The organism is Nitrososphaera sp., assembly GCF_037447015.1.
Lineage (GTDB): Archaea > Thermoproteota > Nitrososphaeria > Nitrososphaerales > Nitrososphaeraceae > Nitrososphaera.
Genome location: NZ_JBBIHK010000031.1, coordinates 1 through 22,107 on the forward strand (window position 1 = coordinate 1; position 22,107 = coordinate 22,107).

A 22,107-nucleotide genomic window follows, 5' to 3' on the forward strand; every position below is an offset into this window, starting at 1 on the left:
TTTATAGTAAAGCTGGACGTGGACGCCAAGGCGGAAAAGGCGCTTGGCGGCGGAACCAACATAATCTCGATAGGCGGACCCGGCACCAATATAGTCACCGCTGAACTGAACCGCTACCTGCCGATACGCTTTGACGAGGCCAACTTCTGGTCGGGGCTGGTAGACGGGTCCGGCAAGCGCTACAGCTCTGACAACCACGGCCTCATCGCAAGGATACGCAACCCCTACGACACGTCGTCGAGCGTGGTCGTGGTGGCAGGCGTGAGATCGGCCGGCACCAAGTCGGCAGTAATTGCGCTCACAAACTATGGGGAAGACGTGCTAAAGAGGTTCAGGGGCAAGGAAGAAGAATGGGCCCTGGTCGTCCAGGGCTTTGACATGGACGCCGACGGGAAAATAGACCACGTGGATGTTGTCAGCTAGCAGTTAACTGGCCGGCGCCGCGGCTTCGGTTGGCGCCTCGATGTGGACCAGTATGGCGGCCTCTTCGTCTTTCCTGACGATGTAGCCGGGGATATTGACCTTCCTGTTGCCTATCGAGACGTGGCCGTGGCTGACGGTCTGCCTTGCCTGGTAGGGCGACTTGGCACCCATCTTTTTCATCACGATGGTCTGCAACCTGCGCTCAAGCAGGTCCTCGACCTTGAGGCCAAGGATGTCGTCGAGCGTGGCGCCTTCCTTTACGAGACCTATCCTGAGCAAAAAGTTCAGCAGGCGCTTTTCTTTCTCGGCGCGCACCTCGGTCGGCAGCGCGAGGAGAGCGCGTGCCTGGTTCCTGATCCTTGCCATCTCGGTCTGGGCCTTCCAGAGCTCGCGCTTGTTCCTCAGGCCGTAGGAACCCATAATGTAAAGCTCGCCTGAGAGCTGGTCTGTAGACCAGATCCTTCTCGGGCGGTGGAACAGTTTGCGTGATTTACGAGGATCTCCCATTCATGCCATCTCCTTTCTACTTTTTGGCCGGCTCCTTTGCCCCTGCCGCCGGCTTGGCCGCTCCTGCCGGCGCCGTTGCAGGCTTGGCGCCGCCAGCTGCCGCTGCCGCCGCGCCGCCAGCTGCTGGCTTTGCCGCCGCTGCTCCTGCTGGAGCCGCTGCCGGTGCCGCCGCGCCTCCAGCTGCCGCCGGAGCCGCGCCTGGCATCGCCTTGACCTTCTTTACTCCTACTGCTCCGCCCTTTCTGCCCGTGGTCCTGGTGCGCTGGCCCCTGACCCTGAGGCCGAACATGTGGCGGTAGCCCCTCCAGCTCATGACCGTCTTTTCGCGGTCAACGTCGTTGCCTATCGCAAAATCGAGATCAGAGGTGATGAGGTGGCGAGTCGTGCCCACGTCCATGTCCTTCTTCCTGTTGAGGTACCATTCCGGAACGCCGAACTTGGTCGGGTTGGCGATGGCCTGCTCTATCTCGCGGATCTCGCTGTCGTTCAAAAAGCCCACCCTCATGTTCGGGTTCACGTTGAGCGACTGCGTTAACACCTGCGCATAATTGTAACCTACGCCCTTGATTTCGCTGAGGGCAACTAGCAATTTCTTGCTGCCCTCAACGTCCTTTCCGGCGATTCTGAGTATGTGCTTGTACTCCGAAGCGGACAAATCAAGTTGAAGGCATAGAGACGGCAATAAAAACCATGCTGGGGTCTCAGGCCAGAAAAACATGCAATATCTTCAACAAACGCGCCTGCCAGCTTTTCCAACCTCCTGATTATGATGCGTTTGGGGCCGTTTTGTAAAAATCTTTCAACGACAGGTGCGCTTTGCTTCATGTAAAACGTTATAAACAGAGCCTGTTCTGGTATATCGAACGAAAACGATGACCAAGAACGACGCAGTCAAGCTGGTGGTGCGCAAGCCCAAGACAGAAGAAGAGCTTGCGATAGAGGAATGCCAGCGCCAGTTCGAGCTGGCAATGGAAAACCACTAGGATAAAAAAGAGAAGAGTATCTTTAAATTTCCTGTAACGCCCACTTGTGTTCTGTCGCGCAATATGAGTGCCAGCAATAAAACAGAGGACCTTGTCCGCCGCTCCTACAGCTCAAAGCCCAAGTACACCGAGGTCATGCCCGGAGTCCCGGAAGATTACAAGGACATCAGGACGCTTGGAGACCTGCTCAAGATAAACTACAAGCACGTGACGGTGGAGGAGCAGCTTCGCGGCAACCTGGTGGCCAAGCTCAAGGCCGGTGAGCATCCATATCCGGGCATCATAGGCTACGACGACGATGTCGTGCCGGCGGTCAACCGCGCGATACTTTCAGGCCATGACATACTGCTTGTAGGCCAGATAGGGCAGGCCAAGACCAAGCTGGCAGAGGCCATCGCCCACAACCTGCTGTCTCCAATACCTGTCGTCAGGGGGACGGTCACAAACGACATGCCGACATCGATCCCCGAAGACCACATGATCGCCCTCCTTTCAGACAAAGAAGTCATCCGCACCGCCCCAGAGTTCACCGTGTCAAGAGAGTGCGAGGACATTATCCGGCAAGACAAGCTGGAGACAAAGATAGACTGGATCTCTGGCGCAGACCGCTTCAAGTACATCCTTTCAACGCCTGATATTTCTGTCAAGGATTTGGTGGGCCAGATAGACGCGATAAAGATAGCCAAAAAAGGAGTGGAACTGTACAGCATGGAGTCGTACTCGGCAGGCCAGCTCTTGCAGGCCCGCCACGGCATACTGTGCATAGACGAGCTGCCCGTGCTCGACCCAAGAAAGCAGGTGTCGCTCCTGAGCGTGCTCCAGGAAGGCCGCTTTACGACAGGCGCCTACCCAGTCGTGTTCAGGCCCGACGTAAAAATAATCGCCACTGCAAACCCGATAGACTATACCCACTCTGGCAAGATAATCGAGCCGCTCTTTGACAGGCTCAAGAGCCACGTCGACACCCACTATCCAAGGACGGTCGAGGACGAGATGCTCATTACCGTCCAGGAGGCCCGCATTGCAGACAGCAAGAACGTCTTTTTGCCGTCGTTCATGGTCAGGACCATAGCCGGGGTGACCCAGGCGACGCGCAACCACAAGGACGTGAACCATGACAAGGGCGTGTCTGTCAGGATGTCCGTCCACTCGATGGAGATGATGGTGGGCGAGGCCGAGCGCACCCGCTCGATAACCCTTGGAGTCAAGGCAGTCCCGCGCTTTTGCGACATGCACTGCATACACCAGTCGTCCAAGTTCGAGCTGGCCGAGATGGAGGACACCCGGGAGAACCGCCGGAACCTGCTCGACTCTGTCATCAGCGAGGTGCTCAAGGAGGTGTCGCTTGGGTACGTCTCTGCGATAGCGCCGGAGCAGATAGCAAAAATGAAGAACGAGTTTGCCAAGAACAAGGCGTTCCAGGTGTCGCAGGCGCTCCCAGGAGGTGGCGGCGGCAGCAATGGCAAAAAGGGTGACTCTGACTATGAATCGCAGCTGTCAAAATTCCCTGCCCTCAGGCAGGCCGTGAACGATACTGCCTCTGCAATGAAAGAAGAGCAAAAGGCGCTTGCCGAGCGCGCAAAGGCCCTTGGCGTGCGCACCGACATCATCTCTATCACGCAGGACCTGAACGGCGAATTTACGGCATCGGTGACAGAAGTGATACTTGAGGGACTGCGCCACATCCAGCCTCCGCTCCTTGACAAAAAGGAAAACAGCTATGGCCTCGCCCAGCAATAGTAGTAGCAGCAAAGTAACAGCAGGCAGCAAGAAATACGTCTACTTTGCACTGGACCAGGACCAGCAGCAACAGCAGCAACAACAACAGCAGGGGCAGCAGAGCCGCGACATGCCCAGGGATGTCCTTGACAGGCTGCTAAAAGCTGCAGGCAGGGAAGCCCTGCGGGAAAAGACGCCGACCCTCCAGGAGCTGGAGCAGGCGCTGCAGAGCGCGATGGCATCATCCATGTCTGAAGAAGAAAAGGAAAGAAAACAGCAGCGCCAGGCGGCAGGCAAAGAAACCCAAGACGACGCAGAAGACGGGATGCCGCTTGTAAAGCAGCTTGTGCAGAAAGGGTACCTGAAGGACTCGCCCAAGTGGCTCTCAAGCAAGGGCTTTGCCGACATTGGCGGCAAGATACTGCAGGATGTCATGAAGGCGCTCAAGGCCGGCGACTATGGCATGCACGAGACGCGCGACTATGGCTCCGGCTCGCTCGTCCTTGACACGAGCAAAAAGTACGAGCCGGGCGACGACATCCGGCTCCTAAACGTGCCCAAGTCGCTCCTGAACACCATCCAGAGGAGCTCCAAGGGCGGAAAGGAGATCAAAGTCCCATTGCAGATAGACGTGGAGGACTTTGAAGAATATGAAACAATGCAGGACGTGCGCGTGGCAGTCGTCTACTGCATCGACCTGAGCTCGACCATGCGCTACTCGACCATGTTTGGAGACATGAGCAGAATGGAGGCGGCCAAGAGGGCGCTCTGGAGTTTATACCTGCTGAACAAAAAGTTCTTTCCTTCAGATTCCGTCTACATCGTGGGCTTTGGCGCGCTTGCGTCAAAGGTGCTGCCGCAGGACATCCCCTACCTGAAGACGTTTGAACCCGGCTCCGACTTTTTGCACTATACAAACTACCAGGCGGCGTTTCGGCTCGCAAGCCGCATTTTGCAAAAGGACGGCGCAGAGAACAGGCGCATCGTGCTCGTCACAGACGGCCACCCAAGCGCCTGCTTTATCGACGACAAGGGCGAGCAGAGCAAGATCCTGTCGCAGCGCCCCTACTCGCACTTTTACACGCCTGACAAGGCCACAATCGACACGGTAAAAGAGAACCAGAGCATGGACCTCGACATCGCGTCGGGCGAGCTCGTCTACCTCTGCTACCGCTACAGGCAGGTCGACCAGTACATAGGCGACCGTACCATAACGGAAGCCAAGAAGGTGCGGGCAAAGAACATCGAGATAGACACCATAATGATAAGCGAGGAGGACTCGCTGCTTGGCTACGTGAACGAGATGGAGCGGTACGTAAAGGGCAGGTCGTACTACATCAACCCTGCAGACATTGACAAGGTGCTCCTCACCGACTATTTGAGCAACAAAAAGCAGCAGACGTTGAGGGCGCGCTCTTCTGTCTGACAGACAAACCTTATATTAAGAGGCAGAGGTGCTTTGGGTGAGTAAGCAACGGAAAATGCTGGCCGTTTTTGATGTGGAGGGAGTCCTGCTCGACGCAGAATACCTGCCGGTGCTTGCGTCGCTCTTGGGCCCGGAGAAAGAGCGCGAGATATGGGACATCACCAAGGCCGGCATCAGGGGCGACATCAACTGGGAGGAAGGGCTGGTAAAGCGGGTCCACGCGCTGCGCGGCATAGACTACCAGAAGGCCAAAGAGATAGCCGAGAACCTGCCGATAATGCCCGGCGCCAAGGAGCTGTGCACCGCGCTGAAAAAGGCGGGGTGGAAGATGATTGCCGTGTCCGGCGGCTTTACGATAATCACCGACCGGCTGAAGGCAGACCTTGGGATAGACAGGATATTTTCAAACGAGCTGGTCTTCAAGGACGGCAAGCTGGACGACGTGAAACTCCACGTGACATCGGACAAGGCGGCTGCGATACGCTCGACGCTCAAGGACTGGGGGATAAAGAAGGAGGACACTGTGGTCGTAGTCGACGGCGCAAACGACCTAAAGCTGTTTGCGCTTGCCGGCTATACGGTCGGCTTTTGCCCGGTCGAGATAGTCAAGGAGCGTGCAGACGACACCATCGAGCGCCGCGACCTGAGCCTGCTTTTGCACCTGCTGGAGAAAAAGTTCGGCAAGGCAGTCCTTGCGGCGAGCAGCAGCTAGTTTTTCTAGCCGCTGCCAAGAGTGATTGGTGCTGATTGATCCAGATAATCCCTGTGCGCGTCAAGGGCGACGTTGGCAAGGGCGACGACCTTGCGCGCGCCCTTTTCTCTTCTGCCAATGCTGCCAGTGATGATGACGATGACACTAACAGAGTCAGAAACGGCGACATACTGGTCGTCGCGCAAAAGGTGGTGTCCAAGGCAGAAGGGCGGGTGGTCGACCTTGCGACGGTGAGGCCGTCTGCCCGGGCCCTGCGCCTTGCCAAAAAGTTGCAAAAGGACCCGCGGGTGGTAGAGCTCATACTGCGGGATGCAAGGGAGGTCGTCTTGGTAAAGAACGGGATAATCATCACCGAGACGCGCCACGGCTTTGTGTGCGCCAATTCCGGCGTGGACCAGAGCAACCTCGACGCCGACGACTCGGCCGTCCTGCTGCCTGTCGACCCTGACAGGTCTGCAAGGGAGATAAAGAGGGCGTTTGCACGGCAAGGCGTCGAGATCGCAGTGATCATAACCGACACGTTTGGCCGGCCGTTCAGGGAGGGCCAGATAAACGTCGCAGTCGGCATCGCAGGCATCAGACCGATAAAGAGCTATATCGGCAAGAAGGACATGTTTGGCAAAAAGCTGCGGGTGACAGAGATAGCAGTCGCAGACGAGATAGCGTCGGCTGCGGAGCTTGTGATGGGCAAGGCCGCAGGCGTGCCTGCGGCTATAGTGAGGGGCTACCCGTATGAAAGAGATGCCGGGGCATCGTCAAAAACGCTTGTCCGCAACAAAGAGCGCGACCTCTTTCGGCCCGGCAAGCGACGATTATGATGCCTGCAACATCCCTAAAAACACCCTTGCAGAGGTGCAATAGACTTAATATAACGCCGTTGTCAATCTATCACGTTCGCATGAGTACCAGCAATGCTACCAAGTCCATCGACGTAAGGGGACTGTACTGCCCCGAGCCGGTATTCCGCACCAAGATGGAGATCGAGCGCCTAAAGATCGGCGATGTCCTGAAAATAGTCGCCGACGACCCCGAGTCTGAAGAGGACATTTCCCGGTGGGTCAAGCGCAACGGCCACGAGCTCTTGGCGATAAACAAGAGCGACAAGGATCTCGAGTTTGTAATCAAGAAGGCGAAATAAACAAAATGACACCATCGTCATCATCGTCAACAACAGCCGCAGCAGCAGTCGCAAGCCCGGACGTCGTCAAGCGCATAGGGCAGACGCCGCTTGTAGAGTTAAAGTCGTTTTCGACCAAGAACGTCAGGCTGTTCGCCAAGCTGGAGTGGCACAACCCGTTCGGGTCGGTAAAGGACCGCGCCGCGTACTGGATGGTAAAAGACGCTGAAAAGCGCGGCATACTAAAGAAGGACAGGAGCATCATCATCGAGCCCACGTCGGGCAACACCGGCATAGCCCTGACAGGCATCGCCACCGCGCTCGGCTACAAGGTGGAAATAGTGATACCTGAAAAGGTGAGCGAGGAGACGAAAGACATTTTGCGGCACCTCGGCGCCACCCTGCACGAGACTTCAGACGACCTGTGCCCCCGCGTAGGCGCCGGCACCGACCAGAGCATCGCCCTTGCCAAGGCAATATCAAAGCCGAGGCCTGACATTTACTACATGCCAAACCAGTACGAGAACGACGCCAACTTTATGGCCCACTATGAAAGCACGGGGCCCGAGATCTGGAAGCAGACAAACGGTACAGTCACTCATTTCCTGACGGGCTGCGGCACCGGCGGGACGATAACGGGCACTGCCACGTACCTGAAGGAGCAGAACAAGAACATACGCGTGATAGCGGTGCAGGCGCAAAAGAACCACCTGTTGCAGGGCTTGAGGAACTTTGAAGAGTCGGCCATGCCAGAGCTTTTCAAAAAGCGCCAGTCCGTGGTAGACGAATGGATGACTGCGACCAACAAGGACTCGTTTGACGCCGTCCGCCTGCTTGCAGAGAAGGAGGGCCTGCTCGTCGGGCCGTCGTCCGGCTCTGTCATGACCTCGATGATCAAGACTGCCGAGAAGATAGACAGCGGCGTAATAGTGGGCATATTTGCAGACGACGGCCGCAAGTTCAAGAGCCTGTTCGTCAGGGAGGGCGTCTTTACCGAGCAGCAGTACAACAATGCTCTAAAGAACGCCAAGCACATGTCCAAGCTGGCCTACAGCCTCTAAAAGCAGAGAGGCTGGAATCGCATTCCTGCATGCCTTTATGGCTGCCAGCCGTATCTTTGGCTGCAGGATATGATGGCAATCAGATGCCACCTGCCGTTCTAGTAGCCGCCATCATTAGCCTGGTTATGTTGAGCGCAGTCGCCTCTATTCTTCTGCCAGAAGCGTATGCCAAAGGGCCGATGGACGACCGGGATGACCTGGCGGGGCAGTACCTGCGGCTGCTGATAATATTTCCTGCCGCTATTGCGTGCGCGGCGCTAGTTTCTACCGCTCTCTGCGCCCGTCATGTAGCGGTACGAGCTCGAGTCCGACGTGGCGACTGCTTTTTTCTCCGACAGCCACCTTTCGACATCGATCGCCGCCATGCAGCCAAAGCCTGCGGCGGTGATGGCCTGCCTGTACCTGTGGTCGTGCACGTCGCCGGCCGCAAACACGCCGTCGACGCTCGTCTTTGTGTGCTCCTTTAGCACGATGTAGCCCCTGTCGTCAAGCTCGACCTGGCCCTTGAAGATGGAGGTGTTGGGCTCGTGGCCTATTGCCACAAAGAGCCCACCTGCCTTGAGCGTGGTCACCTTGTTGCTCTTGACGTCCCTTACCAGCACGCTTGCCACCTTTTTGTCGCCCTTGATGTCAGAAACGACGCTGTTCCAGAGGAACTCTATCTTGGGGTTTGAAAGCGCCTTTTCCTGCATTATCTTGCTTGCCGCAAGCGTGTCGCGCCTGTGGACTATTTTGACGGATCTGCCGAACTTGGTGAGGAACGTGGCCTCTTCAAGCGCCGTGTCGCCTCCGCCCACGACCACAATGTCCTCGCCCTTGAAGAAGGGGCCGTCGCACGTGGCGCAGTACGACACGCCCCTGCCCCCAAACTCTTGCTCTGATTTCAGTCCGAGCTTGCGGGGCGAAGCGCCCGTGCATATGATGACTGCCTCAGAGTCAAAAGTCTCTGCGTGGGTGGTGACCTTGAACGGCCTCTTTTTGAAATCGACCTGTATGACCTCGTCGTCGACGATGACTGCCCCAAACCGCTCGGCCTGCTGGCGCATGTTCATCATCAGCTCCGGGCCGAAAATGCCGCTTGGAAAGCCCGGATAGTTTTCGACCTCGCTTGTAGTCATCAGCTGGCCGCCGGGGAGCGTGCCGGAGATTACGAGGACCGACAGCTTGGCCCTGGACGTATAGACGCCTGCCGTGTAGCCCGCCGGTCCCGATCCGATGATTATGACATCATAATGAGTCTGCCTGCTGCTGTTGCTGCTGGATTCTTCCTCTCCGGCCAAACTCGGTCAGCTGACAACAGCCCGTGACCTCTTAATAATCCGTTCGGGCAACTTTTGCACGCTCCCTTTTTCGCATTATTTGCAACAAAACCGCGGTTGCAGTAGATAAATTGCAACGCCCGGAGCGCCAAGTCAAATCTCCACCTTGCCTGCCAGCCGGCGGTTGAATTTCTTGGCAAGGGCCCTGTGTTTTAAGCAAAGCATGGGGTTTTCAACCTGCGTGCGTATCACGTCCTCCTGCCAGTGGGCGTTGAACAGCCTGCACGAGTCGTCGTCGCAGAACGGCTCGCCGCCTGTCAGGAAGAAAAAGAGCGCCTGCAGCGCGTATCCTGCTGCGGCGCCGGCCATCATCTCGGCGTCGCCATAGTCTATGAACCTGCCGGCGTACCTGCGCTTTAGCGATCCAACGCTTGCAAACGACGGCTGCTGCATGTAGAATTCCCGGGGCTTGGCCGGCGCCTCGACGATGCCTGCCGTGGATATTATGGAAGGCGTACCGCAGATGACAGTCCTTGCGTGGTAGCGCCAGTCGTCCTCTGAAAACGTGCAGGCAAGCAGGTCGGTAAAGATGATGTGCACGTCGCCACCGTCATTGTCACTTATGCCCCGGGCAAGCAGCCTCTGCAGCTCGTACCCGTCATAGAGGGCCACCCTGCAGCCGTAAAGGTCAAAGTCCTCGTGTTCTGCGGGCTGGCGCTCAAACGGCTGCCTTGTGTCGGAAATCCTTGCCGCCTCTATCGTCCTATCTGGAATGGGGAACGGCTCTCTGGTGTCTATGGTGCAGGAAGGAAATACCTGCACCACCGCGTCGACGACGCGCCCGATAGCTGGGAGCGAGTCGTGACGGTAAAAATGCACGGTGCGAAAATCCTGCGGCAATTGTGCGATTACAAAAAAGAAAAGGGAAAGAGAGGATATTTTACTTTACTTTACTTTGCCTTCAGTTTTGGCGGGTTTGGCATCTCCTTCAGCTTGCCGAGCGCCACTTCTGCAGCCTTTCTGCCGGAGAAGAGCATCGCGCCAAAGGTGGGGCCCATCCTCGGGAGGCCGTGCGTCTCTGTGACTGACATGCCTGCCGCAATCAGCCCCGGAAAGACCTCGCCTGTAAAGTTGACGACGTTGTCCTCGCTTCCTTCCACCCACATCGGATCCATGCCCTTCCACTTTACGTAACCGCGGTCCATCAGGCGCTTGACTGCGACCGAGTCGTGGCCAGAAGCATCGATCACTATCTTGCTCTCCAGTGCTACCGGGTCGACGCACGTGATGTTCCTTGGCAGGGCCGAGACCGGCATCCAGTTCACCACCACGCCTGCGACGCGCTTGTTCTTCAGCACAAGGTCGTCAAATTTGGTGAGCTGCAAAAAGCGCACGCCTGCGTCGCACGCCGCGGCTATCAGCTTTGAGCATGCGTGCGGGCCCCACGCCGCGTACAGCCCGTCTGAAATCTTGCGGTACGGCACTCCAAGCTCGTCCCAGACCTTTTGCGCCGGCGCCCTGACTGTGACCGGGTTCATCATGTAGCCCCCGACCCAGTACCCGCCGCCGATATAGTTGTTCTGCTCCACGATCAGCGTCCTGACTCCTGCCTTGGCAAGGTCCCTGCCTGCGCTCAGGCCGGCGGGACCTGCGCCTATGATTATGACGTCGGAATCGACAAACTCGTTCATGGTCTCGCCAAACATCTGGGCAATCGTTCGCGTAATCTCTTTCTCGCTTGCGTCGGAGAATATCTTGGCCATGAGGGTAGCTGCCCCGGCAGGGTATTAATAGATTATCAGCGAAAAACCAAAAGGGAGAGGGGGAAAGAAAGACAGCCTGCTATGGGGGGGCAAACATCTCTACAAAGTCGGCGTATGCCTTGCGGATCTTGGCACCCTTTGGCGGCTTTTTAAAGCCGTAGGCGTTTATCGCCTCCGTGATCTTCCTGACGTTGCCCTTTGCCTTTGCGGCCCTCACGACATCGAGAAGGACGTTGCCGGCGTTTGCCCCGTCGCTTGTACGAAGCGTCAGGTCCATGATTATCTTGCTCCCCAGAAACCCGTCGCTTGACATCCAGTAATAGCTGTTGCGCGAGTCGCCCAAAAAGTCGGTGTATTCCGTCGTCCCTGCCACCGACTCGAACCTGTACGGCGCCTCCATGCCTATCGAGCCCGTCTTCATGCCCCTCTTTAACATCTTGATGCGCTCGTCCATCGTCCTCCTGGTCTCCTCGCTGCCGCCCACGTCGAGCTGGTACGATTTTGACACGTGGACGCCCCGCTCCACCATAAAGTCAATCATGCCCTTGTGGAAGGCCGTGCCGCCAAACTGGCTCAGCAGGTCGTCGCCTGCAAGCACAAGCCTCTTTTGCGCAAACTTGGCCGCCAGCGCAGAATTCGCTATCCTGGCAGGGGTCGCGTTCACAAACGCCGCGCCGGCAGCCAGCGCCGCCTTGGCGTACTCGGCAGAGCTCTTGTCCATGCCAGACGAGATGAGGTTCAGGACGACAGTCGCGCCCGAGCTCTTTAGCGTCTTGGCAAACTCTGCGGCCGGAGCTGCGACAGGCTTGGAACCCCCATCATTGCTATCATAAGGATCAAGCAGGATGCCCGGGTTAACGATAACCTTGGAAGAAACATCGCAGTATTTTTTTGCGCCCTCTGCGACGACCTGCGAAAGGGGCTTGCCCACCTTGGCAGGGTTAATGTCAAAAGCCGCGACTATTTTCACGCTCGATGGCTTGAAGCCGGCGACCTTCTGGTGCCACAGGCCGACCGTGTTCTTGCCGTTGCTATAGTATTCCACGCCCTGGACAAACGTCGCGCCCACGTTGCCTACCCCTACCACGGCAACCTTGATCTCTCCTGCCATTGCTATCTTTCTAGGAACGCAAAGAGGGCGTTAGGATTTAATCTTTTGCTGGCTTGGTCACGGGGCCCTGCCGCACCCGCATGTCTATCCTGGTTATCATCTCGGACAGCGCCGACTTGTTGGCGTTGAGGTATTCTTGGCCCTTGTCGCGCAGGCGTATCTGCGCCAGGCGCAGGTCGCGGTGCTCGTCGAAAAACTGCTCTATCATGGCGCTGCCGTGCTTGGCAGGGTTTATCAGCTCCTCAAAAGCCTGCTTGGTGCCTTCCAGGTCTCCCCGCTCGACGGCGTCCTTGGCCCTGCCAAGTACCTCGCTGATGTCCTTGAGCTGCTGCATGGGCGCAGACACTTCCTTTTTGCCAAAGAGGCCGACCTTTTTCGTGACGCCCACTTTATCTGCAATGTCCTTTGTGAGCTCGTAGTATTCTTCAAGGCCGGTGATGTTGCGCTTTTCGCGCCTGGTCAAGAGCCCTTTCATGGACAGGCGCATTATTGCATCCTCGACTTCAACTTTGTCGATGCCTGTCACCCAGACTATTTTTCCCACATAGTCGTAGCCCTGCCTTATCGACTCGAGCACGACGACTTCGATTATCCTGCGGAACCCTTCTTCGGCGCGGGCGTTTTCAAAGTCGCGGTCCTTGACGGCTTTTCTGGCGTTTGCAATGTCTATCTCTATTGAGCGCTTTAGTGCCTCAAGCCCCTCGTCGACCTTGCCTGAAAGCGTCTGGTAGCATGCCAGGTTGTACCACGCCATGCCGTCGTTCGGGTCGATGTCTATGGACTTTTCGCAGCATTCTATCGCTTTTTCGTAGTTCTTTAGCTTGTAGTAGGCAAGGCCCTTGAGGTTCCACGCCTCTGCGTTGTTGACGTCGATTTCAAGCGCCCTGTCGTAGGAGCTGGTAGCCACCGTGTACTCGCCCAGATGAAAATGAGCATAGCCTTTCTTTACCCACGCATCCACGTACTGCGGGTCTATCCTGAGGGCCAGCTCGAAGCTGCGTATGGCGTCGAGCATCTTGTCGTTTGACATGTGGTTGATGCCCTTTTTGAACAGGTCGCGCTTTTGAAAATCGGCGTCGGTGTAATCTCGGCGTTCCTCAGCAGAAACGGATACATCGGAAGGGGCATCATTGTTTTTTTCATCGTCATCGTCGTTATTGTTGCTCTTGCCCTTTCCAAAGAACCTGCCCATTGATCTAGATGCCCCTTTTCGAAGATAAATAGATTATGATATGCATAGAATTGTGCCTGCAAGCGGTGCTTTGTATTTATACCCTATGCATGCTCTCTGTTATGTAGAGAGAGATGTCAGAAAGCGACGGAGGCGGCAGCGGCAGGGTGGAATTTCGCATGCTCGATCACGCAAGCCAGGGCGACGACACGGTGTCTTTCAAACTGGAAGACGGGGCCGTGGTAAAGGTCAAGGTGGCAATCGAGCGCGCCGGCGTTGCGACAAACTACCGCAACCCGGACGGGAGCGCGCACTATGCGGTCAACACGTCTGTCAAGGTGTACGTCATACCGCCTGACAAGAAATTCACCATCCCCAAGTCACAGGTGACCGGCAGCAGCATAATAGGAGGAGGAGCAAGCCTGCCTGCAGACAGGCAGCAGCACAATCAGCAGCAGCCAAGCCACATCACCTGAAATAAAAAAGAAAGATAGAAAGGGAGAAAAAAGCAAATAACATAACTTTAAATCACTTTTGCAGATTACGGTTCTAAACAAATGAAGAATAAGGGGCTGGCGCTTGTCAAGCTCGGAGGCTCTGTCATCACGCACAAGGACAGGCCGCTTGCCGCAAACACCGGCGCAATAGAGGGCATGGCAAAGGCGCTGGCCGGCATCGGCATGCCGCTCATCGTGGTGCACGGCGGGGGCTCTTTTGGCCACTACTGGTCTGTGAAATACGACATGCACACCAGGCCGGCGCCTTACGACCCGCACGGCGTCGCAGTCGTGCACGAGTCTATGGTGGCGCTCAACCAGATTATAGTCAATTCCATGATAAAGGCGGGGGCAAACCCCTACGCTGTCGCGCCTCCCGCGTACGCCGCCGGCCACAGGCCAATGGCGGCCAGGATAAAAGAGCTGGCGGTGATGGCCCAAAACAAGATGGTGCCTGTCACATTCGGCGATGTGGTCCACATGGGCGGCAGAAAGTATTCAATACTGTCCGGCGACGCGCTGATGTCCATGCTTGCCAAATCGCTGCGCCCGTCAAGGGTCGTCTTTGCCACCAACGTCGACGGCATCTACAGGGACATGGAAACAAAAGAGCTCGTGCCCGAGCTGCGCCAGGGCAGCAGCAAAAGAAGGCAGGTTGATTTCAAGTCCGGCGCAGGGGTGGTGGCCGACGTGACAGGCGGGATGCAGAGGAAAGTAAGGGAAGCATTTAAGATTGCATCAATGGGTATGGATGTCGTGCTTGTAAACGGGCTCGTGCCTGAAAGGATAGCCCAGGCCGCTGCGGGCAAGGCGCCGGTCGGCACCGTGATAAGGGGGCGCAAATAGCAACAGTTGCCGCCGGACCCTTCAGACACGCACTCTGCCGACATCGAGATAATAAAGCAGCGCAAAAAGGACGGGATAGACATTCCCCTGCAAAAGGACGTGCAGGCCCGCACGGCTTCGACGTACCTGGAATACGTCCGGCTTGTCCACAACGCGCTGCCAGAAATAGACTATGACGACATCGACCTTTCGACCACGTTTCTTGGCAAAAAGTTCTCGGCGCCGGTAATAATCGACTCGATGACCGGCGGGACTGACGAGGCCACCGTGATAAACGGCAGGCTCGGCGAGCTGGCCCAGAAGTACGGCTTTGGGATGGGCCTTGGGAGCCAGCGCGCAGGGCTCAAGAGCGAGGAGCTTGCGGCCACCTACTCGGTGGCAAGGAAGAACGCGCCAAGCGCCTTTCTGATAGCCAACATCGGGGGCGCGCAGCTGGCAAAGGGGCTCTCGATAGACGACGCAAGGAAGATAGTGAAGATGATAGGCGCAGACGCGCTGGTGGTCCACCTGAACCCTTTGCAGGAACTTGTACAGCCGGAAGGCGAGCCACGGTACGCCGGCGTGCTTGCAAAAATAGCAGAGCTTGTCCGCAACATGGACGTGCCAGTGATAGTCAAGGAGGTGGGGGCCGGCATATCAAGAGGGGTGGCAATCAGGCTGGAGATGGCCGGCGTCTCTGCGATAAACGTGGCCGGCTCGGGCGGGACGAGCTGGGCCGGTGTTGAAAAGGTGCGCGCAGACATGGTCAAGGACGCCGCCAAGGCCCATCTGGGAGATCTGTTCTGGGACTGGGGCATACCGACTGCTGCAAGCCTCATCGAAACGCGCCGTGCCGTGAAACTGCCGCTCATCGCCTCGGGCGGCCTGCGCAACGGCCTTGAAGTTGCCAAGTGCATCGCGCTTGGCGCAAGCATGGCAGCGATGGCCTACCCCTTTTTGAAAGCCGCCTCCCAGTCAAGGGAGTCGCTCTTTGCGTTTGCCGACACGCTCCTTACGGAGCTAAAGGGCGCCATGTTCCTGGTGGGCGCCAGGAACGTGGGCGCGCTTGCCAGCTCAAGGTATATATTGACAGGAGCTTTAGCACAGGAGGTCAACAACCGCACATGAAGACATCCGGCAGCATGAAAAAGAGCGAGCTAGAGTCATGCGCCTCTGCGGTCAACGAGTTTCTGATTTCAAACCTGGACGGCAGGCCAAAGGCGCTGTACCAGGCGTCGTCGCACTATATCCGGTCTGGAGGCAAGCGCCTGCGGCCGTTCATGGTCATAAAGGGCTGCGAGCTCCTCGGCGGCGACATCAAGAGGGCGCTGCCTGCGGCCGGCGCAGTCGAGCTCGTGCACAACTTTACGCTGGTTCACGACGACATCATGGACAACGACGAGATGCGCCACGGCGTGCCCACCGTCCACCACAAGTTCGGGCTGCCGCTTGCCATCCTGGGAGGCGACGTGCTCTTTTCAAAGGCGTTCGAACTTTTGTCGTACAGCGGCAGGAAGGCCGGCATCCCCGACAGCGCCATAACTGAAATGGTGGGCCGGCTGGCAAACGCCTGCACCGTGATATGCGAAGGCCAGGTGACCGACATTGATTTTGCTTCCAATACGAAATTCCCAAGCGAGTCGCAATACATAGAGATGATAGGCAAAAAGACCGCCGCCCTCTTTGAGGTGTCGTGCGCGCTTGGCGCCCTCTCTGCTCCGGACCATTCGGGCAAGGATGTCGAGAACCTCTCCTCTTTTGGCCGGCACGTGGGCGTGGCGTTCCAGCTAGTGGACGACCTGATAGGGGCGGTAGGCGACCCCAAGGTGACGGGCAAGGCGGCCGGAAACGACATAAGGGAGGGCAAAAAGACGCTCCCGATACTGCTTGCGCTGCGCAAGGCAAAGGGCGACGACAAGGACAGGCTGATGAAGGTGTTCGGGTCCAGGACCGCGTCTGCGCAGGAGATCCGCGACGCGGTGCGGGTGGTCTCTGACGTGGGAGTCGACGAAGACGTGCGCAACGCGGCCAGGCAGCACATGGCCCGTGCGCTAGAGTCGCTTGCCGGATACGGCGGCCGGCCTGCCCGGGACTCGCTCCAGTTTGCCGCCGACTTTATCGTGGGCAGGAGTCTATAGCAACTTGCCGCTGCCAGAAGACATTGAAAAGCTGGTCAGGACTATAGCGCTAAAGAACGCGCTTGACCACGCAGGCAAGGCCCAGTTCGACGCAGTCGTCTCAAAGCTGATAGGGTCTCGGCCGGACGTGCGCGCCCAGATCAAGCCGATGATGCCTGATGTCAGGGCTGCCGTGCAGGCGGTAAACGCCCTCTCCCAGGACGCGCAGAGGTCGATGCTTGAAGAGCTTGCGCCTGGAGAACTGGAGGCAGCTGCAGCAGCAAAAAAGCAGGCAGCAGCCCAGGAAAAGCCGCCGCTGCCGCCGCTTGAAGGCGCCGTGATGGGGCAGGTCGTGACACGCTTTCCTCCGGAGCCAAACGGCTACCCGCACATAGGCCACGCCAAGGCAGCGATAATCGACGAAGAGTACGCGCGCATGTACGGCGGCAGGCTGATACTGCGCTTTGACGACACCAACCCGCTCAAGGAAAAGCTGGAATACTATGAAGCAATCCGCGAGGGGCTTGCGTGGCTTGGCGTAAAGCCGGACGTTGTGAAAAACACCTCAGACGACATAAACATCCTGCACGACTATGGCAAAAAGCTGGTAGCGCTTGGAGGCGCGTACGTGTGTACCTGCAGCCAGGAAAAAATCCACGACCTGCGCGGCAAGGGCCTGCCGTGCGAGTGCAGAGACCCTGCAGTCGACCAGCAGGACCGGCTTGGCAGGCTGTTCTCCGGCTCGTACGGGCAGAACGAGGCCATAATCAGGTTCAAAGGCGACATGGCCGACCAGAACACTGCCATGCGCGACCCCACGCTTTTCAGAATCATAGAAGGCGAGCACCCGCTGCTTGGCAGCAGGATTCGTATCTGGCCAACGTACGACTTTGCCGCGCCCGTGGAGGACAGCCTCGACGGTGTGACCCACGCCATGAGGACCAAGGAGTACGAGCTTCGCAACGCGCTCTATTTCGCAATCCTTGACCGGCTTTCGCTGCGCAAGCCGGCCATGATCGAGTTCTCGCGACTCGAGTTTGAGGGCGTGCCGGTGTCAAAGAGAAAGATCCGGCCGCTCATAGACGACGGCACCATAAAGAGCTGGGACGACCCGCGGCTTCCGACTCTGTCTGCATTCAGGAGGAGGGGATTTGTGCCGGAGGCCATCCGCAAGTTCGTGCTCTCGCTTGGCATCACCCTTGCCGAGACCAAGCCGCCTTTTGAATCGCTTGAGGCGTTCAACCGCAAGATAATTGATCCGATGTCGATGAGGCTGTTCTTTGTGCGCGATCCTGTTCTGGTAGAGATAGCCGGTGCCAGAGAGATGCAGGTCACGCTCAAGAACCACCCGACCGACGCGTCGCTGGGCTCGCGCCAGGTACGCGTGGGCGGCGCAGTCTATATCTCTGGCGACGACGCCAGGGCTGCAAAGGAGGGCGACGAGATCCGCCTGATAGAGCTGTACAACGTCAAAATCGAGCGAATAGAAAAGAACGACGGGAACGTCTCGCTGATACGGGCGTCGATGGGCGGCGACGAAATCCGCCAGTCGATGCAAAAGATCCAGTGGATTGCAAAAGATGATATAGTTGATTTCAAGGTTATGATTCCAAAGGAACTGTACATAGGCGACAGGTACAACACGAACAGCCTGGAGATAGCTTCGGGTGGCGCAGAATCCTTCGTGTCTACTCTGAAACCAGACGCAAGGGTACAGTTCGTCAGGTTCGGGTTCTGCAGGATAGATGAAGGTGGCGACAATATCGCGATATTGACGCACAGGTAAGCAAGAAAATGAAGATAGCGAGAATAAACGATCCCAAGGTCAAAGAGACGTACGCCCTGGTTTCAGACGACGGCAAGCGCCTGGTAACGCGGCAAGAGATTCAGGAGCAGACCGGCATCCCGGTCCCGCCAAGCATAAAGGACTTTATGTTCAAGGGCTGGCTCGACGAGGTGCGCAAGCAAAAGGACCGCCTAAAGTTTTCGCACAAGGTGGAAGAAAGCGAGCTGCTAGTGCCGATCCCAAACCCGCCCAAGATAGTCTGCCTTGCGTTCAACTATTACGATCATGCAAGAGACGCCGGCCTTACGCCGTCAGACGAGCCGGTGATATTCATGAAGCCCCGGACGGCCCTGAACAGGCCGTTCCAGGACGTGATATGCCCGTCGTTTGTCACCCGGCTCGACTACGAGGCCGAGCTTGCAGTGGTGATAGGCAAGAACACGAAAAAAATCTCTGAAGAGGACGCGCTTGACTGCGTGTTTGGCTACATGATATTCCACGACGTTTCTGCGCGCGACGTCCAGTTCAAGGACAAGCAGTTCACGCGCGGCAAGGGCATGGACACCTTTGCCCCCTGCGGCCCGTGGGTAACGACCAAGGACGAGATAGCCGACCCGCAGAACCTGATGATAACGACCAAGGTGAACGGCGAGATACGCCAGAACTCGCCTTCAAGCAACATGGTGCTCTCGATACGCCGGATAATCTCGGCGCTCAGCAGGACCATGACGCTTGAGGCCGGCGACATCATCTCGACAGGCACCCCCGCCGGCGTGGCTATGTCGATGAAAGAGCCGCGTTACCTGAAGAACGGCGACGTGGTGGAGATCACGATAGAAAAGCTCGGCACCATAAGGCACCGCATAGTTTTTCAGTGATGCCCTGCATTAGGAATGCCATCATCAGATGAACAAAACGCGCATGGTGGCGGCAAGGACGTTCTTTGCACGCATGAACGAAGGCAGGGGGCCTGGCAGCTGGCTGACAGAGGACCAGCTGGTAAAGGCGTGCGAAGAGTTTTTCCTCGCAAACGACTATTCCAGCCTCGAGCACGGCGTCGCGTTTGCCGGCCACCACAACTTTGTGTCGCCCCTGGTCGGCTCAAGCGAGCTTGAAACCATAGCCACCGTGATGCGCCCCCGGATCGACAGGTTCGACATGGCGTTTTTTGGGTCGCTAGAGTCGATACTGTTTGACGTGATCGACAACCACGACCGCGCCTCTCTGGCGCTTGTGACTGACTCGCTCTCTTATTTTCCGATGGTCCGGATAGAGGAGGTGAGCGTGGCCCTTGAGAACCTGATGGGCGAGGGGCTGTATCTCCTGTTCCTCAACGGCAGGTCGGCGCACGCGCTGTACGATGATTTCAAGCAGCTGTCCGCGCCCGTGCCGGTGCCATCGGACTGACTGACCGATTCGTTGAGCGGCGCGCGTTTTCTATCTATGGCCTAGAGTCATTGTTGCTTATTGCCGCCAGATTGGCGGGACAGGCGCGCCACCTCTCCTTCGAGCGTCCTTGCATAGTGCTCCCACGAACGCGCGACTTTGAAGCGGATGTTTGCAAGCTGGATCGCGATGTTGAGGGCGTCGAGGCAGGTCTCAAGCGACCTGTCGGTGGCAAACTCGTTCATGGCCTTTTCAAAGCGCCCGGCCAGCTTGCGCGCCTCGTCGCTCTGCTCGTTTATCGTGTTGTTCAGCTCGTCGATGTCGTCGCCCTTATCTTTGTCCTCATTCTTGAACCATCTGCCAGCCACCATGTGTATATGTACGCCGCTGTTTCCTTCCCAAAGACCTCATTTTATAATTGCGGCAATTGCCGTCCTACTGATTCATACCCAAGAACGTGTAATAATGTATTTATTATACAAGTCACAAGCTTGCCAGTTGTATGGTAGTTGACAATAAGGGCAAGATAACCTACCTCCAGATAATCAAGGAGGACCTTGCCGTATTCAAGATCACTCCCGAGAACGGCCAGATCCCGGATTTCAAGGCCGGCCAGTTCCTTACCATCGGCACCCACGTGCCGTCGGAGGGCAAGATAATCAGGCGCGCTTATTCCATAGCATCGCCCCCTGAGCAGAAAAAGCACTGGGAGCTCTATATACGCTGGGTCAGAAAGCCGGTGCCGGGCAGGCTGACCACACAGCTGTTCAACATGAAGGAGGGTGACGACATCCTCTGGGTCAAGCCGACAGGCATTTTCACTATAAACGAAAAGATGCACGACGGCACCCCTGACAACCGCCGCATGGTGCTCATCGGCGGCGGGACGGGGCTTGCTCCGTTTGTCTCGTACTCTCTGCACCTGCACGCCCAGCAGAGCAAGCGCGAGATAGTGGTCCTGCACGGCGCGTCGTACGTGGACGAGCTTGGCTACCGCGACCTGCTCACGTCGCTTGAGGAGGAGAGCCTGGACAAGGGCAGGGACAAGTGGAACTTTCGCTACCGCGCAAGCGTCTCGCGCCCCCAGGAGTGGTTCAACAGGACCTGGAACGGGCAGAAGGGCAGGGTCGAGTCGTTCCTGCGGCCAAAGGCCGGCAAGGATCTGTCGCCGCTTGAAGAGCTGGTCGGCGAAAAGGTCACGCCAGAGAACACCTCCTTCTACATATGCGGCTGGCAGGGCACGGTCGACGGCGCTCTGGACTACCTGATACCCAAGGGGTTTGTCACCGAGCGCAACAAGCGCAAGGACGGGTCGTACGACATCAAGTTCGAGTCGTACGGCTAGCTCTTTCTCTCTTTTTCCTTTCTTTCTTCTCTTTTCTAAACAACCCTTTTATTTCAGATCAAGAGCACCATCTGTCATATGAAATTTGAATATGAGGAGTTTGATTCGGTGGAGGACGTTTTTCTCTACCTCGTGTCGGTTGCGCCCTACGGCAAGCAGGTGATGCCGGTAAGCTCGTACAAGGGCTATGTGTTTGCGATAATCCCGCTGAGCCCGCTCTCCGGCGACCTGATGATGATGGTCTATACAAAGGGCAAGCTGGAGCCGGGGCTGGTCGAGTTTGACGTGTCGACAAAGAAGTACAGGATGGTGCCTGCCCTGGAGCGCTCGGACCGGAACTATTTCATCGTGCTCATGCCCAAGGTGGCGACGCTGGCAGACGAGGCGATAAAGGGCCTCTCTGGCGGCAGATAAGAAGCCGCTGTCACTCTTTTTCTTTTTTCTTTTTTGTTACAGCTTTTTCGGCAGCGGGGCGGTGACCGACCGCTTGTTCGTGTACCTGGCGATGATGTCTTCTGGCAGCTGGCCGTGGAACAGCTCCTTTGACAGCCCCTTCAGGTACTTCATTATGGCCCATGTGCCTGCCTTGATGAGCACTGCCATGAACGCCTTCATGGCCGGCCCGTAGCTCTTGTTCCTGATGATTATTGGTATGATGTCGTTAATCACGCGCAGGTTGTGCTGCCAGCACATCCAGAACAGCGTGAACTGGGCCTCATTGAGGTTGCCAAAGTGCATCGAGTTCTTCTCGGAAAAGTCCTGGTAGAGAAGCGGGGCCACGATGCCGCGCATGTTGGTTTGCTTGAAATCCTCGATGAGGTCGATTGTGTACTGTGTCTCGTCCGGCGTCTCGTCGGGCCAGCCGATGATGAGCGTGAGCGCCGGGAACCAGTGGTTCT

24 protein-coding genes and 1 pseudogene are annotated in these 22,107 nt (G+C 57.1%); 16 read left to right on the forward strand and 9 right to left on the reverse strand.

What is annotated here, in order from left to right:
• A partial coding sequence (locus WKI84_RS10040; RefSeq protein WP_337863418.1) for a hypothetical protein occupies window positions 1–423 on the forward strand: 423 nt, incomplete at its 5' end.
• A gap of 3 nt (window positions 424–426) precedes the next feature.
• On the opposite strand, the gene WKI84_RS10045 is transcribed toward WKI84_RS10040, so the two are convergent.
• The gene (locus WKI84_RS10045) at window positions 427–930 is read right to left on the reverse strand and encodes a 30S ribosomal protein S4 (protein WP_337863419.1); all 504 of its coding nucleotides are present in this window, start codon (window positions 928–930) and stop codon (window positions 427–429) included.
• Window positions 931–946: 16 nt separating this feature from the next.
• Window positions 947–1,585 carry a 30S ribosomal protein S13 gene (locus WKI84_RS10050; protein WP_337863420.1) on the reverse strand — a complete coding sequence of 213 codons (639 nt, stop codon included), beginning with the start codon at window positions 1,583–1,585 and terminating at the stop codon, window positions 947–949.
• A 391-nt stretch (window positions 1,586–1,976) separates the two neighbouring features.
• Here WKI84_RS10050 and WKI84_RS10055 point away from each other — a divergent pair, with 391 nt between their 5' ends.
• The 6 genes from WKI84_RS10055 to WKI84_RS10080 all read left to right on the forward strand — a co-directional run bounded on the left by WKI84_RS10055 (window position 1,977) and on the right by WKI84_RS10080 (window position 7,948).
• Window positions 1,977–3,653 carry an AAA family ATPase gene (locus tag WKI84_RS10055; RefSeq protein ID WP_337863421.1) on the forward strand — a complete coding sequence of 559 codons (1,677 nt, stop codon included), beginning with the start codon at window positions 1,977–1,979 and terminating at the stop codon, window positions 3,651–3,653.
• A complete protein-coding gene (locus tag WKI84_RS10060; protein ID WP_337863422.1) occupies window positions 3,634–5,058 on the forward strand; it encodes a VWA domain-containing protein in 1,425 nt (474 codons plus the stop codon). Before WKI84_RS10055 ends, WKI84_RS10060 begins: the two co-directional genes overlap by 20 nt.
• A 55-nt stretch (window positions 5,059–5,113) precedes the next feature.
• Window positions 5,114–5,770 carry a phosphoserine phosphatase SerB gene (serB, locus tag WKI84_RS10065; RefSeq protein WP_337863423.1) on the forward strand — a complete coding sequence of 219 codons (657 nt, stop codon included), beginning with the start codon at window positions 5,114–5,116 and terminating at the stop codon, window positions 5,768–5,770.
• 35 nt (window positions 5,771–5,805) lie between these two features.
• A complete protein-coding gene (cofE, locus tag WKI84_RS10070) occupies window positions 5,806–6,588 on the forward strand; it encodes a coenzyme F420-0:L-glutamate ligase (protein ID WP_337863424.1) in 783 nt (260 codons plus the stop codon).
• Window positions 6,589–6,668: 80 nt separating this feature from the next.
• Entirely contained in the window at window positions 6,669–6,908 is a 240-nt protein-coding gene (locus WKI84_RS10075) for a sulfurtransferase TusA family protein (protein WP_337863425.1), read from the forward strand.
• A 5-nt stretch (window positions 6,909–6,913) separates the two neighbouring features.
• Window positions 6,914–7,948, forward strand: a complete 1,035-nt coding sequence (locus WKI84_RS10080; protein WP_337863426.1) for a cysteine synthase family protein — start codon at window positions 6,914–6,916, stop codon at window positions 7,946–7,948.
• A 257-nt stretch (window positions 7,949–8,205) separates the two neighbouring features.
• Here WKI84_RS10080 and trxB read toward each other — a convergent pair whose 3' ends face one another.
• The 5 genes from trxB to WKI84_RS10105 all read right to left on the reverse strand — a co-directional run bounded on the left by trxB (window position 8,206) and on the right by WKI84_RS10105 (window position 13,273).
• Entirely contained in the window at window positions 8,206–9,228 is a 1,023-nt protein-coding gene (gene trxB, locus WKI84_RS10085) for a thioredoxin-disulfide reductase (RefSeq protein ID WP_337863427.1), read from the reverse strand.
• Window positions 9,229–9,360: 132 nt separating this feature from the next.
• Window positions 9,361–10,086 (reverse strand): DUF6775 family putative metallopeptidase, encoded by a 726-nt coding sequence (locus tag WKI84_RS10090; RefSeq protein ID WP_337863428.1) that lies wholly within the window; start codon window positions 10,084–10,086, stop codon window positions 9,361–9,363.
• Window positions 10,087–10,157: 71 nt separating this feature from the next.
• Entirely contained in the window at window positions 10,158–10,970 is an 813-nt protein-coding gene (locus WKI84_RS10095) for a sulfide-dependent adenosine diphosphate thiazole synthase (protein WP_337863429.1), read from the reverse strand.
• 79 nt (window positions 10,971–11,049) lie between these two features.
• Window positions 11,050–12,081: a hypothetical protein gene (locus WKI84_RS10100; protein WP_337863430.1), complete on the reverse strand. Its 1,032-nt coding sequence runs from the start codon at window positions 12,079–12,081 to the stop codon at window positions 11,050–11,052.
• A 37-nt stretch (window positions 12,082–12,118) separates the two neighbouring features.
• Complete coding sequence (locus WKI84_RS10105; RefSeq protein ID WP_337863431.1) at window positions 12,119–13,273, reverse strand: tetratricopeptide repeat protein; 1,155 nt, start codon at window positions 13,271–13,273, stop codon at window positions 12,119–12,121.
• A gap of 113 nt (window positions 13,274–13,386) precedes the next feature.
• Here WKI84_RS10105 and WKI84_RS10110 point away from each other — a divergent pair, with 113 nt between their 5' ends.
• From WKI84_RS10110 to WKI84_RS10140, 7 genes are all read left to right on the forward strand, one after another.
• Window positions 13,387–13,728 (forward strand): hypothetical protein, encoded by a 342-nt coding sequence (locus WKI84_RS10110; protein WP_337863432.1) that lies wholly within the window; start codon window positions 13,387–13,389, stop codon window positions 13,726–13,728.
• An 81-nt stretch (window positions 13,729–13,809) separates the two neighbouring features.
• Window positions 13,810–14,595, forward strand: coding sequence for an isopentenyl phosphate kinase (locus WKI84_RS10115; protein ID WP_337863433.1), 786 nt, complete (start codon window positions 13,810–13,812; stop codon window positions 14,593–14,595).
• A 6-nt stretch (window positions 14,596–14,601) separates the two neighbouring features.
• Window positions 14,602–15,702, forward strand: a complete 1,101-nt coding sequence (gene fni / locus WKI84_RS10120) for a type 2 isopentenyl-diphosphate Delta-isomerase (RefSeq protein ID WP_337863434.1) — start codon at window positions 14,602–14,604, stop codon at window positions 15,700–15,702.
• Window positions 15,699–16,712, forward strand: a complete 1,014-nt coding sequence (locus tag WKI84_RS10125) for a polyprenyl synthetase family protein (RefSeq protein ID WP_337863435.1) — start codon at window positions 15,699–15,701, stop codon at window positions 16,710–16,712. The genes fni and WKI84_RS10125 overlap by 4 nt, the downstream gene beginning before the upstream one ends.
• Window positions 16,713–16,716: 4 nt before the next feature.
• Window positions 16,717–18,477: a glutamate--tRNA ligase gene (gene gltX, locus WKI84_RS10130; RefSeq protein WP_337863436.1), complete on the forward strand. Its 1,761-nt coding sequence runs from the start codon at window positions 16,717–16,719 to the stop codon at window positions 18,475–18,477.
• Between the two features lie 8 nt (window positions 18,478–18,485).
• A complete protein-coding gene (locus WKI84_RS10135; protein WP_337863437.1) occupies window positions 18,486–19,355 on the forward strand; it encodes a fumarylacetoacetate hydrolase family protein in 870 nt (289 codons plus the stop codon).
• Window positions 19,356–19,383: 28 nt separating this feature from the next.
• Window positions 19,384–19,884: a hypothetical protein gene (locus WKI84_RS10140; protein WP_337863438.1), complete on the forward strand. Its 501-nt coding sequence runs from the start codon at window positions 19,384–19,386 to the stop codon at window positions 19,882–19,884.
• Between the two features lie 47 nt (window positions 19,885–19,931).
• Here the strand turns inward: WKI84_RS10140 and WKI84_RS10145 are convergent, their stop codons facing one another.
• Window positions 19,932–20,234, reverse strand: a complete 303-nt coding sequence (locus WKI84_RS10145) for a hypothetical protein (protein ID WP_337863439.1) — start codon at window positions 20,232–20,234, stop codon at window positions 19,932–19,934.
• Window positions 20,235–20,365: 131 nt separating this feature from the next.
• On the opposite strand from WKI84_RS10145, the gene WKI84_RS10150 reads away from it, so the two are divergent.
• Both WKI84_RS10150 and WKI84_RS10155 read left to right on the forward strand, forming a co-directional pair.
• A complete protein-coding gene (locus tag WKI84_RS10150; RefSeq protein ID WP_337863440.1) occupies window positions 20,366–21,208 on the forward strand; it encodes a ferredoxin--NADP reductase in 843 nt (280 codons plus the stop codon).
• Between the two features lie 78 nt (window positions 21,209–21,286).
• Window positions 21,287–21,622, forward strand: coding sequence for a hypothetical protein (locus tag WKI84_RS10155; RefSeq protein ID WP_337863441.1), 336 nt, complete (start codon window positions 21,287–21,289; stop codon window positions 21,620–21,622).
• 36 nt (window positions 21,623–21,658) lie between these two features.
• Here the strand turns inward: WKI84_RS10155 and WKI84_RS10160 are convergent.
• Window positions 21,659–22,107, reverse strand: a pseudogene (locus WKI84_RS10160) (radical SAM protein); the annotation flags it as partial.

What these genes read in the sequence shown, in the direction of transcription:
- WKI84_RS10145 (WP_337863439.1), bottom strand. Translation starts at nt 20,234, where the DNA reads ATGGTGGCTGGCAGATGGTTCAAGAATGAGGACAAAGATAAGGGCGAC.
- WKI84_RS10060 (WP_337863422.1), top strand. Translation starts at nt 3,634, where the DNA reads ATGGCCTCGCCCAGCAATAGTAGTAGCAGCAAAGTAACAGCAGGCAGC.
- WKI84_RS10115 (WP_337863433.1), top strand. Translation starts at nt 13,810, where the DNA reads ATGAAGAATAAGGGGCTGGCGCTTGTCAAGCTCGGAGGCTCTGTCATC.
- WKI84_RS10045 (WP_337863419.1), bottom strand. Translation starts at nt 930, where the DNA reads ATGGGAGATCCTCGTAAATCACGCAAACTGTTCCACCGCCCGAGAAGG.
- WKI84_RS10055 (WP_337863421.1), top strand. Translation starts at nt 1,977, where the DNA reads ATGAGTGCCAGCAATAAAACAGAGGACCTTGTCCGCCGCTCCTACAGC.
- WKI84_RS10135 (WP_337863437.1), top strand. Translation starts at nt 18,486, where the DNA reads ATGAAGATAGCGAGAATAAACGATCCCAAGGTCAAAGAGACGTACGCC.
- WKI84_RS10080 (WP_337863426.1), top strand. Translation starts at nt 6,914, where the DNA reads ATGACACCATCGTCATCATCGTCAACAACAGCCGCAGCAGCAGTCGCA.
- WKI84_RS10140 (WP_337863438.1), top strand. Translation starts at nt 19,384, where the DNA reads ATGAACAAAACGCGCATGGTGGCGGCAAGGACGTTCTTTGCACGCATG.
- WKI84_RS10075 (WP_337863425.1), top strand. Translation starts at nt 6,669, where the DNA reads ATGAGTACCAGCAATGCTACCAAGTCCATCGACGTAAGGGGACTGTAC.
- WKI84_RS10105 (WP_337863431.1), bottom strand. Translation starts at nt 13,273, where the DNA reads ATGGGCAGGTTCTTTGGAAAGGGCAAGAGCAACAATAACGACGATGAC.
- WKI84_RS10155 (WP_337863441.1), top strand. Translation starts at nt 21,287, where the DNA reads ATGAAATTTGAATATGAGGAGTTTGATTCGGTGGAGGACGTTTTTCTC.
- WKI84_RS10125 (WP_337863435.1), top strand. Translation starts at nt 15,699, where the DNA reads ATGAAGACATCCGGCAGCATGAAAAAGAGCGAGCTAGAGTCATGCGCC.
- serB (WP_337863423.1), top strand. Translation starts at nt 5,114, where the DNA reads ATGCTGGCCGTTTTTGATGTGGAGGGAGTCCTGCTCGACGCAGAATAC.
- WKI84_RS10095 (WP_337863429.1), bottom strand. Translation starts at nt 10,970, where the DNA reads ATGGCCAAGATATTCTCCGACGCAAGCGAGAAAGAGATTACGCGAACG.
- WKI84_RS10150 (WP_337863440.1), top strand. Translation starts at nt 20,366, where the DNA reads ATGGTAGTTGACAATAAGGGCAAGATAACCTACCTCCAGATAATCAAG.
- WKI84_RS10110 (WP_337863432.1), top strand. Translation starts at nt 13,387, where the DNA reads ATGTCAGAAAGCGACGGAGGCGGCAGCGGCAGGGTGGAATTTCGCATG.
- WKI84_RS10100 (WP_337863430.1), bottom strand. Translation starts at nt 12,081, where the DNA reads ATGGCAGGAGAGATCAAGGTTGCCGTGGTAGGGGTAGGCAACGTGGGC.